General features: G+C 57.4%; 12 protein-coding genes, 1 tRNA gene, 1 other RNA gene and 1 pseudogene. 11 read left to right on the plus strand and 4 right to left on the minus strand.

What is annotated here, in order from left to right:
* The 11 genes from SMC5_RS04165 to tpiA all read left to right on the plus strand — a co-directional run.
* Positions 1 to 363 (plus strand): TRCF domain-containing protein (locus SMC5_RS04165; RefSeq protein ID WP_133299161.1); only part of this gene is annotated, 363 nt, incomplete at its 5' end.
* Between the two features lie 4 nt (positions 364 to 367).
* A complete protein-coding gene (gene mazG, locus SMC5_RS04170; protein WP_119119718.1) occupies positions 368 to 1,513 on the plus strand; it encodes a nucleoside triphosphate pyrophosphohydrolase in 1,146 nt (381 codons plus the stop codon).
* Positions 1,489 to 2,754, plus strand: a complete 1,266-nt coding sequence (locus SMC5_RS04175; RefSeq protein ID WP_119119719.1) for a lysylphosphatidylglycerol synthase transmembrane domain-containing protein — start codon at positions 1,489 to 1,491, stop codon at positions 2,752 to 2,754. Before mazG ends, SMC5_RS04175 begins: the two co-directional genes overlap by 25 nt.
* On the plus strand, positions 2,751 to 3,914 hold the full coding sequence (locus tag SMC5_RS04180; RefSeq protein WP_119119720.1) for a phosphopentomutase: 1,164 nt from the start codon (positions 2,751 to 2,753) through the stop codon (positions 3,912 to 3,914). Before SMC5_RS04175 ends, SMC5_RS04180 begins: the two co-directional genes overlap by 4 nt.
* Before the next feature lie 33 nt (positions 3,915 to 3,947).
* Positions 3,948 to 6,407 (plus strand): ATP-dependent DNA helicase RecG, encoded by a 2,460-nt coding sequence (gene recG, locus SMC5_RS04185; RefSeq protein WP_119119721.1) that lies wholly within the window; start codon positions 3,948 to 3,950, stop codon positions 6,405 to 6,407.
* Position 6,408: 1 nt separating this feature from the next.
* The gene (locus SMC5_RS11385) at positions 6,409 to 6,642 is read left to right on the plus strand and encodes an RsmD family RNA methyltransferase (RefSeq protein ID WP_165848967.1); all 234 of its coding nucleotides are present in this window, start codon (positions 6,409 to 6,411) and stop codon (positions 6,640 to 6,642) included.
* Positions 6,639 to 6,935, plus strand: coding sequence for an RsmD family RNA methyltransferase (locus tag SMC5_RS11630; RefSeq protein WP_165848968.1), 297 nt, complete (start codon positions 6,639 to 6,641; stop codon positions 6,933 to 6,935). The genes SMC5_RS11385 and SMC5_RS11630 overlap by 4 nt, the downstream gene beginning before the upstream one ends.
* Positions 6,919 to 9,006: an HD family phosphohydrolase gene (locus tag SMC5_RS04200; RefSeq protein ID WP_119119724.1), complete on the plus strand. Its 2,088-nt coding sequence runs from the start codon at positions 6,919 to 6,921 to the stop codon at positions 9,004 to 9,006. The genes SMC5_RS11630 and SMC5_RS04200 overlap by 17 nt, the downstream gene beginning before the upstream one ends.
* Entirely contained in the window at positions 8,993 to 9,502 is a 510-nt protein-coding gene (ybeY, locus tag SMC5_RS04205; RefSeq protein ID WP_207799052.1) for an rRNA maturation RNase YbeY, read from the plus strand. The genes SMC5_RS04200 and ybeY overlap by 14 nt, the downstream gene beginning before the upstream one ends.
* Complete coding sequence (locus SMC5_RS04210) at positions 9,499 to 10,782, plus strand: hemolysin family protein (RefSeq protein ID WP_119119725.1); 1,284 nt, start codon at positions 9,499 to 9,501, stop codon at positions 10,780 to 10,782. Before ybeY ends, SMC5_RS04210 begins: the two co-directional genes overlap by 4 nt.
* Positions 10,783 to 10,825: 43 nt before the next feature.
* Positions 10,826 to 11,587 carry a triose-phosphate isomerase gene (gene tpiA, locus SMC5_RS04215; protein WP_165846230.1) on the plus strand — a complete coding sequence of 254 codons (762 nt, stop codon included), beginning with the start codon at positions 10,826 to 10,828 and terminating at the stop codon, positions 11,585 to 11,587.
* Positions 11,588 to 11,685: 98 nt separating this feature from the next.
* Here tpiA and rnpB read toward each other — a convergent pair.
* From rnpB to SMC5_RS10670, 4 genes and pseudogenes are all read right to left on the minus strand, one after another.
* An RNA gene (gene rnpB / locus SMC5_RS04220) (RNase P RNA component class A) lies at positions 11,686 to 12,005 on the minus strand.
* Positions 11,995 to 12,723: a hypothetical protein gene (locus SMC5_RS04225; RefSeq protein WP_119119727.1), complete on the minus strand. Its 729-nt coding sequence runs from the start codon at positions 12,721 to 12,723 to the stop codon at positions 11,995 to 11,997. The genes rnpB and SMC5_RS04225 overlap by 11 nt, the downstream gene beginning before the upstream one ends.
* Positions 12,724 to 12,753: 30 nt before the next feature.
* Positions 12,754 to 12,828: transfer RNA gene (locus tag SMC5_RS04230), tRNA-Ile, on the minus strand.
* Between the two features lie 65 nt (positions 12,829 to 12,893).
* Positions 12,894 to 13,112 (minus strand): annotated as a pseudogene (locus SMC5_RS10670) (hypothetical protein); the annotation flags it as partial.

A 13,112-nucleotide genomic window follows, 5' to 3' on the forward strand; every position in this document is an offset into this window, starting at 1 on the left:
GGTGAACGGCTGGCGCTCTACAACGCTGTTGAACGGGCTGGTGGGCAGGATCTGACAGCACTCGAAGAGCGGACCATCGACCGCTATGGAACTCTCCCTTCTGAGGTAGAGGGGATCTTTGCGCTGAAACGCCTCGAACTGTCGCTGATTCCGCTCGGCGTGTCGTCCGTCAAAGAGTCAGGCCACGTGCTTGTTCTCGAATTCGGCGCTGAGGAAGCAGCCACACGGTTCCTTCGCACCCATGTCGATCAGGTCGCGCACGCCCGAACCGTGCGGGACTCGGTGGTCCTTCCCATGAAGGCGGACCAGAAACCGCTCACTCTGCTTTCATCCTTGCTTTCGGGGTCGGAAACGGTACACTAAAAGGATGGAAGAATACGAAATACGCGTCATTACGGAGCAAGACCTTCACCTGCAGTCCCTGATCGACACTGGACGACGCTTTGCCCTGGCGGTGCCGGCTGGAACGGATGCTCTGGTCTATGCGTCGGCCTCCAGTCTCCGGTTGCTGCCAGCCTCGGCCCGGACCCTGCTGGATCCGGTAGAGGCTATCGGTTTCCTGACATGGATGCGTTTTGCCGGTCGGCACTATGGCATAATCATCTGCTTGTGCCCCGTCGACATGGTGTCTGTTGTTACAGGGCTTCTTGGCCGGTTACCTGGGCTGTCTCGTGCTCCGACAATCGAGCCCGACGACCTGGCTCGGGAGGCGATACGGCTGGCCGACGTTCTCTGGCCTCTTGTTGGCACCCAATATACAACTCTTGAGGAGTTCAGGCTGCTCATCGCCGAGTTGCGCCAAAAGTGTCCCTGGGACCGCCAGCAGACGCATGTATCGCTTCTGGACTCGCTTCTGGAAGAATCCTACGAGGTAGCTCTCGCCATACAGAGAGATAGTGCCGATAACCTCGAAGAGGAGCTGGGGGACTTGTTGCTACAGGTGTTTATCCAGTCGGAAGTTGCCCGCGAGGAAGATGGATTCGACATCTGTGACGTGGTTCGGACAGCTGACGACAAGCTGACATTCAGACATCCACACGTGTTCGGCAGCGTGTCTGTGACATCGAGCGACCAGGTGCTGGAGAACTGGCAAAAGCTTAAGATCCTTGAGGGCCGGAAGAAGCACTTTGTCGATAGTGCGAAACTGCTTTCGTCCATCGAGAACGCCTTGCTTTCGCAGGAGACTGCCCGTTCCGACGGGTTCGATTTCGAATCGGCGGATCAGGCCTATGGCAAGTTGCTCGAGGAGACCGGTGAGTTGGGAGAGGAACTGAACGCTCCAGCTAGAGACGAAGATGCGCTGGCCATGGAGCTGGGCGACGTCCTCTTTTCTGCCCTCAACGTCGCGCGGCTCTCAGGTGTCAACCCTGTGAAGGCCCTGCACCACTCATTCGACAAGTTTCGCGACCGATATGGTCGTGTCCGTGACTATGCAAAGCAACAGCAAGTCGACATCTCGACAGCACCTCCCGAGGAACTGGAGCGGTTATGGCAACTGGCGAAGAACACATAGGCGACAGTCTCCCAACGATGGACAAACAGGGCGACCACACCGAGCCCGTCATGTCTGGCCGAGAGGATCACGCCGTCAGCCAGCCCGAGGTCGTTACCAGGCAGTCTCAACCTCTACCGCCGGCGCCCGATCGTCCGCAGATCACCAACGTCTGGAGTATAGTCTGGAAGCTTCTCGCAGCATTGGGATTTGGAGCGCTCGGTATTTTTGCTCTCTCACTCATTTCGCACCAGATGAACGTCGTGACAGTGGTGAGGTCCCTCAATCCCGGATATATCCTGGCCGCAGTCATCCTCATCTTCCTTGAGATCGTCTTTCAGGCGCTGCGGCTGCAGGCGATCCTTCGCTCGGTCGGTCTGCGGATCCCGTTTCGCACCGCCATGCGTAACATCCTCGTGGGTGAGTTCTTTGCCAGGGTGACACCGTTCGAGGCGGGCGGGGGTGAGCCGGCGCAGATCTACATGCTGTTCAAGGACGACTCAATCAACGTGGCAGATTCGACGATGGTGTTTGCCATCAAGGCGATCCTGTCGGGTGTTTCCCAGATGGTCGTCCTCGTTTTTGTGCCGGTCTGGCTGATCTTCTCCGGCCGGAGCCTGGGGGTCGACAACCGGTTCCGTCTCATTCTCTACATCGGACTGGCAGCCTACGTAGCCAACTTCGGTTTCCTCGTGTTTTGCCTTATCCGCCTGCAGTGGATCAATAATTACATCAACAGGCTGGTCCTGCGTCAGACGCAGACTCTCACTGGACGAGGAAGGTTCTGGCAGCGACTGGCGCGCCGTATACAGAAATTCATAAACGATACGTTGCGCGCACGAGAGACAGCCATCAAGGCCAATCGAGCAATGCTTGTCACAGGCCTGGCCTACAGTTTTGTCTCCTGGGGTCTCCTCGTGCTGACGCCGATCATCCTGCTGTACGGTCTTGGCATTACATCGTCGATCACCCAGATTGTTGTGGCAACCCTCATCTACTACATCGCCGTATCCTATTTCCCCACTCCTGGCGCCTCTGTCGGAGCCGAACTCGGCGCGGTGGCCCTGTTTGCGGCGTTTGTTCCGAATGGCATCCTGGGGGCTTTCATCCTTATCTGGCGTTTTTTCGATCACTATGTCAAGATGGGCGCCGGTGGCATTACCGCCCTCGGTGAATTCGTACTGGGGCCGGCTCGCCGCCGCAAGCGGCGTCGACAGGCGGACAAGGACACCAGCGCAAAGGAAGGGACGGATAAACCATGAAGAAGAGAGCCATCGTCATTGTTCTGGACAGCGTCGGCATCGGGGAAGCCAAGGATGCATTCATGTATGGGGATGGCGGTTCAGACACGCTTCGCCATATCTATAAGAGCGTGCCGGGTTTTCGTCTCCCTCATCTCGAAGAACTTGGCCTGAAGTATCTGCTTGACCGGCACTTTGACAGTCCCACTGGATCGTTCGGGATCATGGAGGAGAAGGCCAGGGGGAAGGATTCCATAAGCGGTCACTGGGAGATGATGGGGTTGACACTGACCAAACCGTTCCCCACGTATCCCAACGGATTTCCGCCTGAGGTTATCGACGCCTTCGAAAAGCGCTTCAACACCAAGGCCTTGGGCAACCGGCCAGAATCCGGGACTACGATCATCGCGGAACTCGGCGAAGAACACATGCGTACCGGCTATCCGATCGTCTACACGTCGGCTGACTCGGTGTTCCAGATCGCTGCGCACAACGACGTCATCCCCCTCGACAAGTTGTATGAAATGTGCGACATCAGCCGGCGAGAGATCCTGCAGGGTGAGAACCTGGTGGGGCGCGTCATTGCGCGTCCGTTCATCGGAACACCCGGGCACTTCGTGCGAACAGAAGATCGCCAGGACTACGCGGCTCATCCGCTGGGCCCTACGACGCTCACCCAGGTGAGCAAGGCCGGCATGGAGGTCATCGGGGTCGGCAAGACCTACGACCTGTTTGCTGGTGAGGGGTTCACGCAACATTTTCACACTCACAACAATGAGGAAGGCATCCAGAAAACGATCGAGCTGGTCAAGACCAGCAACTGGGAAGGGTTGCTGTTCACCAACCTGGTCGACTTTGACATGCTCTTCGGTCACCGCCGTAACGTGGCTGGCTATGCCGTCGCTCTGGAGCGCTTCGATGAGGCGGTCCCCGAGTTGCTGAGGTCGATGAAACATGACGATATCCTGTTCATCTCTGCCGACCATGGTTGCGACCCGACGTTTACTGCGCATACAGACCATACCCGCGAGTACGTGCCCGTTCTCGCATATTCGCCTTCGCGCCGTGGCGGGACATACCTGGGAGTCCGCGAAACATTTGCGGATCTTGGAGCCACCGTGTCGGAGTACCTCGGAGTGGCGCCTGTGGCGGGCCTGAGCTTCCTTGCGAACATCTCCTAGGCCTATGGACGGATCCGGGGAATCAGCGACTCAATGAGCAGCGGAGGCAGTCCAGCCGAATCAGATACGTGGAAAGAGCTTCTCCGGGGCTTGGTGCGTCTGGAACTCAAGCGTGGCTGTCAGGATGATGCCGCCGTAGGTGGATTTGCGCGGCTCGCCCTGGTGACTGTGGAAGGTTCTTGCACACGGACACAACCAGCGGCGGAGCATGGTGTATCGAACGAGCTGCAGTCCTTGCTGGTCGACTATCAGTTCCTGCCGAACCCTGCGCGGGTAGACAGGTGCTCGGCGGTTCTTGCCCTTCTGAACGACTCGAAGTCTCCTTCTGTTGCGTCGCCACTGCCTGCAGGCGTGCCTCTGGCACATGCAACGCTGGTGTCGAAACCTCTCTCCGATAGCATGAACGCCTTGCTGGAGGTACTCGAGGAACCAGTGTCCAAATTGTGGGGAGTTGGACCTCGTGTTCAGGAGATCATGGGGAAACTCGGTGTCGGCAGCATTGCCGACCTTCTTCAGCATGCGCCAAAAGGCTACCTCGACCTGCGTTATCCGGCGGAGCTGTCGCGCGATTCATTTGGGCAGATGGTCCTCATCAAGGCACACCTGCTGGCGGTTACTGAGATCCGACGAAAAGTTCTGCTGGTCAAGGCGTCGGTCCGGGATCCGGGCGGGCATGTGTTTCATCTCGTTTGGTTCAACAACAAGTTCGTGAGGAGCAGGCTTCAGGTTGGCCATGACTACGATTTCTACGGGAGACTGGAGAACTCGTTCGAGGGGGCTCAGCTGATGCAGCCGGCTTTCGAAGAGTCTGGAACGCCGGCCGCTCAATTACATATGAACCGGATCGTGCCGCTCTATCACCTCACTTCGGGCATTACTCAGAAAGGACTGCGGGCTCATGTGTGGCGTGCCGTAGGCCGGATTCCCTCAGCGACCGCCGAGTATCTGCCACGGGACGTCGCGTCGCACTTCAAGCTGCCCGACCTGGCATGGAGCTATCGCTCTCTGCACTTTCCGACTGATGAACATGAGGCAGAAAGGGCGCGGAGCCGGTTTGCGTTCGATAGCTTGTTTCTCTTTGAACTGAGAGTCTTGATGCGCAGGCATGCCGAACAGGATGTCCCGGGAAACCCATTCGACCTGCCCACAGGAACAGTCGAGCGGTATGTCGGGGTGCTGCCGTTCGTTCCCACTGGTTCCCAGGCAGCAGCCATGCGGGATATCGAGGGAGACGTGCGCAGACCGAGGCAGATGCACCGGCTGCTCCACGGCGACGTTGGTTCAGGAAAGACGGCGGTGGCCGGATACGCGGCGTACGCGGCCAAGGTGGCTGGATACCAGAGCGCTGTCCTTAGTCCTACTGAGATTCTCGCGGAGCAAACGGGACGTGTCCTTCAGGAGCTGCTTGCTCCTCTCGGGCTGCGAGTTGCTACGCTGACCGGAGGGATGACCAAATCTCAGCGCAAGAGCATCCTGGGCGCAGTCGCGACCGGGGAAGTCGACTGTCTCGTCGGCACGCATGCCATCCTCGAGGAGGGAGTGGCATTCGAGCGTCTCGGTCTGAGCGTGGTCGACGAGCAGCATCGTTTTGGAGTTGCTCAGCGCGTGGCTCTGGGGACGAAAGGCAACGTGCCACACTCGCTTGTCATGAGCGCGACCCCGATCCCGAGAACATTGGCTCTGACCATATACGGTGATCTCGACATCTCCGAACTGGTGGAGAAGCCTCCGGGGCGATTCCCGATCCAGACGCATCTTATGTCGGCCACAAAGCGCGATAGCGCCTATGCCATGGTGCGTGAACAGGTAGTTCAGGGCAGGCAGGCATTTATCGTGGTCCCTGCCATCGACCCGGCTTCGGATGAGGGCGACGGCACGGCGTCAGTCGAGGAGACCATGCGGGAGCTGACCGAAGGCAGCCTCAAGGGGTTGCGCATTGCGTCCTTGCACGGGCGCATGAAGAGTAGTGACAAGCAGTCGACCATGGATGCCTTCCGGTTGGGAAATCTGGATGCCATTGTTGCGACGACGGTCGTCGAGGTTGGTGTCGATGTGCCCAACGCAAGTGTCATGGTCATCGAGGATGCGGAGAGATTCGGGCTTGCTACACTCCATCAGCTCCGTGGAAGAGTTGGCCGGGGGTCCTCCATCTCCCATTGCATCCTCATCCAGGGCAATGTGACCGCCGAAGGTACCGAACGCCTGCAGGTCCTGGTCCACTCTGACGACGGGTTTCAGATCGCAGAGGAAGACCTGAAACTGCGAGGCCCCGGTGACATCCTTGGGACGGTCCAGCATGGCTATGATGTTCCATTGTTCGGATCTACAGCGCTGCTGAGCTACCGTGACCTTTCCGCACTTCCGGATATTCGAAAAGCTGCCTCAGAACTCTTGGAACACGATCCATCACTTGGTGCTCCGGAACATGTCGATCTGGCCCGTATGCTGTCTCTCCGGTACCCCGCTTCAAAGCCAGGTATGGAGGACAATTGATATGATCATCGGGTCAGGCACACTGAAGGGCCGTTCGCTGAAGACAGTCGGCAAGGAACCATGGCTGCGCCCTACGTCCGACAAGGCGCGAGAGGCTGTTATGGATATGATGCGACCGATTCTTGCGGGGGCGAGGTTCATCGACGTTTGCAGCGGCACTGGTGCGGTGGGCATAGAAGCGCTCAGCAATGGAGCGACACATACAACCTTTGTCGATNNGCCGATGGATACGTGAGCGGATTGCAGGGAGCGGAGTTTGACGTCCTCTTTGCAGACCCACCCTTTGACTCTACGTTACAAGAAGGGCTCCTGGTTACCCTGTCCGAACATTTGCGCGATGCGGCAGACGGCTGTATCATAATCATGGAGCATCCGTCCAGGCGACCGTTGCATGAACGTTATAATGGCCCAGCAATAGATCTGGAGAGCTACAAGGAAAGGCGCTATGGAGACGTTAGTATGACATTTTTCCGTGCGACAAAGCACAGAATCGAGGCGGACAGTACCTCCCATGACCCGACAAAATAGAATAGCTGACTTTTTCCGACCTGTTCATCATAGCCTCATCCTCCGGCTCACGCGGTTCAGACGGACCGGGACGCTGGTGTTCATCCTGGTAGCGCTTCTGTCTGCCATATTGTGCGCCCTTCCCTTCATCCCCGTGCGCAGAAGAGTGTCAGAAGGTACAGTCGTCAGCGCGGACATGGTCTCCAGACGGGACATCGTCTATGTCGATAATGTCAGGACTGCGGCCCTTCGAAAAAGCGCAAGCGACGAAGTCGCTCCTATCTACAAGTTCGACAGCTCGCGACTGCCGGCGGCAACAACTGCCCTCGAAAGCGCCATGACAAAGGTCATCGGCATACGCGCGCAAGACACCACCGTGGACCAGGAGTCTCAGCGGATCGCGGCATTGCTTATGACGGCGGCAGGTGCAACGACGAAGTACCTTGCGACGTGCTCCGAGTCGGAGCTTCAATCGTCGAAGACGGTGGCGCGTGAGGCACTGACGATAGTTATGGGTCGCGGCGTACTCGAGGGAAGCCTCTCTGCCGCTCGCGAAAGCATCAATACGGAACTCAAGAGCTATGGTGTTTCCGACAACCAGGTACGCTCTGCATACCTCTTGGCAGCCCGTTTCGTGTCTTCGAACCTCATATACGATCAAGAAGCCACTCAGCTTGCCCGTGACAAGGCTGCGTCGTCGGTATCACCGGTCGTCTCAACCATCCTCGCCGGAACCGCCGTCGTGAAGAAGGGGAGCACCCTGGACCAGAGTACCGCAGATCTGCTCTTGAGTACTGGTCTGGTCTGGGGACCTCGCGCGCTCCAAAATGTCGTGTCTCAGATGCTGGTGGCGTTACTCGCCTGGGGAACGATCGCACTGGCGGTCATGCTCCTTGGGTCAGCGAAAGGCCGGACCGAGCATTTGTTGATGGAGACAGCGGTCATAGGCGGCGCGTGCATCGTGATCGGCTGGCTCGCTGGCGGCGTGACGGCAACGATGAGCCCGTTCTTCCTCTGCATGTTGCTGGGGTTCGTCTTCTTTGAGGGTGCCCTTGCCACGGTCTTTGGTTTTGCCCTGATGGTTCTGACGTGGATCATGGTTCCGATGCCCGCAGAAGTGCTCTCGGGGCTCGTTGTGGGCGCTATTGTCGTATTCATCGTCATACGGAAGGTGAACAAAGTGAGCGCCCTTCTTATCGCCGGACCGATTGCCGGCGCATCAGCCGCGCTTGTCTATAGCGCTCTTGCCGGGCTCAGCGAACAGCGACTATCCGTGATTGCCGCCAACGCGGGGTATCTGGTCGCAGGGGGGGTCATTGCAGCCGTGTTTGCGCTGGGACTGACTCTGGTTTTCGAGCGACTGTTCAACGTCGCTACGGTCGTGAGGCTGCGCGAGCTTCTGGATACGGGAAGCAAACTCCTGGCGCAGCTCTTCGAAAGCGCCCCAGGGACTTACCATCACAGCCTCAACGTGGCTAATCTTGCGGCAGGCGCCGCTCAACGTATCGGTGCAAACTGGCTTATGGCTCGCGTTGGGGGTTACTACCACGACATCGGTAAACTGCTGCATCCACAGTTTTTCGGCGAAAACCGTGGGGAACTGCCGAACATCCACGAGGATATCTCACCCGAATTGAGTACCAAGGTGATCCTGGAGCATGTCCAGGCCGGTGTTACGATTGCAAGAAGCAATCACCTGCCGCCCGAGGTGGTTGATATCATCGCCGAACACCATGGCACGACTGTTGTGCAATTCTTTTACGACAAGGCGTCTGCTGAGCGGGCAAACCTCTCGCCTGACGCATTCCGATACCAGGGACCCAAGCCACATACGAGGGAGTCTTCCCTTATCTTCCTCGCCGACGGCGTTGAAGCCGCGGCGCGTTCGCTTCCCAAGGTGGACAAACCAGCCCTGGAAGGACTCATCGATGCGGTTGTTAACGCTCGCATTGCCGATGGTCAACTCGCCGAGTCACAGCTCACGCTGGGTGAGATCGCCACCGTCAGGGACTACTTTCTCACGTCTCTCATCTCATTCTATCATGTTCGCGATGCCTATCCGACGCTCGAGGAGACAAATGAAAGAACCTGACCTCTCTGTACGCTGCCGTGTCGAACTGTCAGATCCCGGATGGCAGGTGGACAGTAAAGCTCTCATGACGCTTGTCGTTCACATAGTCCATCTGATACAGCCGGAACTCACCGCTGTTCCGGGTATTCGACGCGCTGTCGCCCTCTCATGCTACTTCGTCCCGGCGTCTCAAATGCGGGAACTGAACCGTGACCACAGAGGCAGCGACTCGACCACCGACATGCTGTCGTTTCCGCTGGGTTATGCCGCGCCCGGCACGGGCTGGGTACTGGGGGACATCGTCATCTGTATGGATGCGGTGGAAAGCAAAGCCATCTCTAGTGGGAACAGCCTTGAAGACCAACTGGCGTTCTCTCTCATTCACTCTGTGCTCCACCTGGTGGGTTTCGACCACATGGAGGAGCATGACCGCAGCCTGATGGAGCACCGCGAGGAAGAGATTTTCGCGAAGCTGGCGCAGGTGGACCGCCCCTATCTGGCGAGGAACCTCGCATGACTGGACAGATCGTTGAGTTGCTGGTCCTCCTTGCTCTCTCATTCCTCTTTTCCATGGTGGAATACGGCTACGTGAGCATGACGCCAATGGCTTTGGAAAAGACGGGTGAGTCTCCTGTTCTCGCTGATCGGCTGATCACCAGAATGAGTGCCGGCCGTTCGATGCTCATCGCGGTAGCGGTCCTGGGCAACAACATGGCCAATCTTGGGGCATCTTTTATCTTCGCGCGGGTCGTACTCACTCTGTTCGCGCGGGTGAACCCAGCTCTGCTTGCGGTGGCCTCCACACTTGCCTTGACGGTCGTTGTCGTCATCTTCGCCGAAACGATCCCGAAATCGATCGGCAGGGCTTTCCCCGAACAGGCATTGCGCGCTACAGCTATTCTACTTTATCCTCTTTACCTGCTGCTCTACCCAGCTGCACGTGCACTTGCGGCAGTTTCAGGAATCTTCACGGGACCATTGCTGCGACATGCCAAGCACCCGGGCTACCTCAACGATTCCGAGGACTTCCGTTACCTGCTGAAGATGGGGCAGGAGGACGGCGTGATCGACAAAGAAGAGGAGCGACTCATCCATAACATCTTTGACTATACCAGCACGCTGGCGTATGAGATCATGACACCATTTGTGGACGTGACAACAGTTGAGAAGAATGTGCCGATCAGTGAAGTGATCAAGGCAATCGACGAAACCGGTCACTCGCGTCTGCCGGTCATGGACGACGACAACGTGGTGGGGCTGGTTTATGCCAAGGATGCGCTCAGAGCCATGGCAAGCGGTGCCGGGCCCAACGTCAAGGCAAGCGGCATCCAGCGGCAACCGTTTTTTGCTCCCGATACCAAGAAGATCAGCAGCTTGCTCCAGGAGATGCAGCGGCAGCGCATCCAGGTAGCTGTTCTCTTCGACGAGTACGGTGCCGTTTCAGGGCTCATCACTGTCGAGGACATCCTGGAGGAGGTTTTCGGCGAGATCCAAGACGAGTATGACAAGGAGGCCGCTGAAATCGAGAACGTGGGGGCAGATGCTTTCCTCATCAAGGGTTCCGTGTCGACCGACAAAGCTTCTGAACTCTTTCAGTCGGAGTTATCGGGTGAAGACTACGATACCGTCGCGGGGCTCATGTTGTCTGAAATCGGACGCCTTCCTCGTGTCGGGGACAAGGTCGAGCGTGCCGGCATCGTTTTCACAGTAGTGAACGTTGTCGGGAAGAGAATCTCCAGAGTGCGTGCAGAGCGATTGCCCGCGGCTGCACCACACCCCGAGGAGGATGAAGAGTGATAGTGGACGTGCGTCTGGGGTACCGTGTCGAAAGGAGAACAACATGAAAATCGTCGCAGGAAACTGGAAAATGTTTAAGACTATCCAGGAGGCCAAGGCGTTCTTCGCCGAACTGGCCACCGTTGCACCCCCACAGGGGGACAAGGTGCGGGTCATCGTCTTCCCCGACTACATCGCATTAGGAGCTCTGGCAGAAACCGGTGCGGTCCCAGCCTGGGTACTGCTCGGCGCTCAAGATGTCGCGGCCGAGGTCGAAGGCGCATTCACGGGAGAAGTATCGCCGGCCATGATCCGTTCGACAGGAGCAACCCACGTGCTCATAGGGCATTCGGAACGAAGGCATGTCATTGGCGAGTCGGCCGACCTGCTTCATCGCAAGCTGGTCAACTCTCTTGAGGCGTCCCTGATTCCTGTATTGTGCGTTGGAGAGACACTCGAAGAGCGCAATGCCGGCAAGATCGAGGAGGTCGTGTTTGGGCAGCTGGATACCGCGCTCAGCGACGTCCGGCTCTCCGATGGCGTTCAGCTCATTGTCGCATATGAACCGGTATGGGCTATTGGAACGGGGGTGAATGCCACGAATGAGCAGATAGAGCAAGCACATGGTCTCATCCGCGAGCACCTCAAGCAGCTTCTTGGAACGGCAATTGGTGGTTCCGTCGCAATTTTGTATGGTGGCAGCGTCAAGCCAGCCAACTTCGCATCCATTGCAGGCCTCCCTTCGGTCGATGGTGGATTGATCGGAGGAGCCAGCCTCAAGCCATCTGCATTCGCGGAGTTGATCCAGATCGCAGAACAGATATAGCTCTCTGCCACACGCTGTCCACTTTGTGGATAGCCGAGATTTCATCAGCAGGACGCCTGAAAATAGAGAGACCCCTTCCGTGAGGTCGGGGTCTCTTCATATACCGCGAATGATAAGCCAGGTTCTGTCGTGGTCAGTCATTTATCTAAGCGACATACCCGAAGGCAGGGAGAAGCAGCCCTATTTGCCTTCCTATTTTGTCTTGCTCCAGTTGGGGTTTGCAATGCGCAGCCCATCGCTGGTCTGCCGGTGGTCTCTTGCGCCGCCATTTCACCCTTACCCCTTGCGGGGCGGTATATTTTCTGTTGCGCTGTCCTTGGGGTTACCCCCACTCGGGTTTCCCGAGCAACTCGCTTCTTGGAGCCCGGACTTTCCTCAAGCAGGAGAAACTCCTGCCTGCGACTGACTCATTCGCGGTCTTTGGTACCGACGTACAGGATCTTGCCGCAGATCTCGCAACGGATAAGCTCTTCAGCATCACCGCCGCTCTCTGCATTACGAAGACGGAACAATGTCTTCTGGGAAAGTCTCACGTGACAGTAGTCACAGGTCGAACTAACCGCTCTTGCAATAGGAGCTCCGCTAAACTTCTGCGACAGGTTTTCGAAAATCAGTTTAGCTTTAAGTGGCAGCTTCGACTTGCGAGTTTCAATGTCCTTGCGCAGGGTCGGAAGGGACTTCTTCACGGCTGCTCTGGAGGTTGTGTCCAACTTAGGAATGCTTTCGAGCTCCTTGCGAAGCTTCTCTACCAGCAATTCCGAGGCTCTGGTCTGATCCTCGACGTCCTGCCGGTCGTGGAAATTCTTCCCCTGTGCATCCTCGACCTTTTCTTTCTCGAGGGTCAGTTTTTTCATCTTCTCCTCAAGCTTCTGGACCTTGTCTTCGGACATTTCTTCCTTCCCGAGTTTGGCACCGGCTTCGTGAACCTTCGCCGAAAGATCGTCCAGCTTCTCACTGATCCTGACCTCGTCGGCCCTGAACGTTTCCAACTGCGCTCGTAACGCGGCCAGTTGTTCCTCGGTCTCGTCGATCTTGTGACTCAGCAATGAAGAGAGATCCGACTCCTGCAGAAGACGTTCCTTCTGCCGATAGTCCAACTGGAGTTCTTGAAGTTCCCAAAGCTTGTCTATTAGCATGAATACACCTCATCGACGATTCTGACATCATGGTGGGCCCACCTGGATTCGAACCAAGAACCAAGTGGTTATGAGCCACCTGCTCTACCGTTGAGCTATGGGCCCCTGCGTTGTGCGCACGTCAGGAAAGGGCCTGCGTGGGTTTTATTATAGGCGGGGACGGCTGTGCGTCAACCTTTCGACGCGCACAGATACGCCACAGCCTCCTCTCTGGAGCCGATCATGCCGTCCAGCTGGAGGCGTCGTACCTGGTCGAGAAGCAGTCCGACCTGTCGTCCCTCGGGGATACCGAGGTTCACGATGTCCTCACCTGAGGCCAGCAACGGCTCGTCCATCCGTGAAAGGACTGTCATGAGGAGGTCGCGGGGTCCGGTGGTCTCCAATCCGGC

Origin of the sequence: Candidatus Cryosericum odellii (assembly GCF_003570935.1) — a bacterium.
Classification (GTDB): Bacteria; Caldisericota; Caldisericia; order Cryosericales; family Cryosericaceae; genus Cryosericum; species Cryosericum odellii.

Bases quoted from the DNA above. Each gene is read 5' to 3' on its own strand.
- SMC5_RS04180 (WP_119119720.1), top strand. From the start codon at position 2,751: ATGAAGAAGAGAGCCATCGTCATTGTTCTGGACAGCGTCGGCATCGGG.
- ybeY (WP_207799052.1), top strand. From the start codon at position 8,993: ATGAAAGAACCTGACCTCTCTGTACGCTGCCGTGTCGAACTGTCAGAT.
- SMC5_RS04225 (WP_119119727.1), bottom strand. From the start codon at position 12,723: ATGCTAATAGACAAGCTTTGGGAACTTCAAGAACTCCAGTTGGACTAT.
- recG (WP_119119721.1), top strand. From the start codon at position 3,948: ATGAGCAGCGGAGGCAGTCCAGCCGAATCAGATACGTGGAAAGAGCTT.
- mazG (WP_119119718.1), top strand. From the start codon at position 368: ATGGAAGAATACGAAATACGCGTCATTACGGAGCAAGACCTTCACCTG.
- SMC5_RS04200 (WP_119119724.1), top strand. From the start codon at position 6,919: ATGACCCGACAAAATAGAATAGCTGACTTTTTCCGACCTGTTCATCAT.
- SMC5_RS04210 (WP_119119725.1), top strand. From the start codon at position 9,499: ATGACTGGACAGATCGTTGAGTTGCTGGTCCTCCTTGCTCTCTCATTC.
- SMC5_RS04175 (WP_119119719.1), top strand. From the start codon at position 1,489: ATGGCAACTGGCGAAGAACACATAGGCGACAGTCTCCCAACGATGGAC.
- tpiA (WP_165846230.1), top strand. From the start codon at position 10,826: ATGAAAATCGTCGCAGGAAACTGGAAAATGTTTAAGACTATCCAGGAG.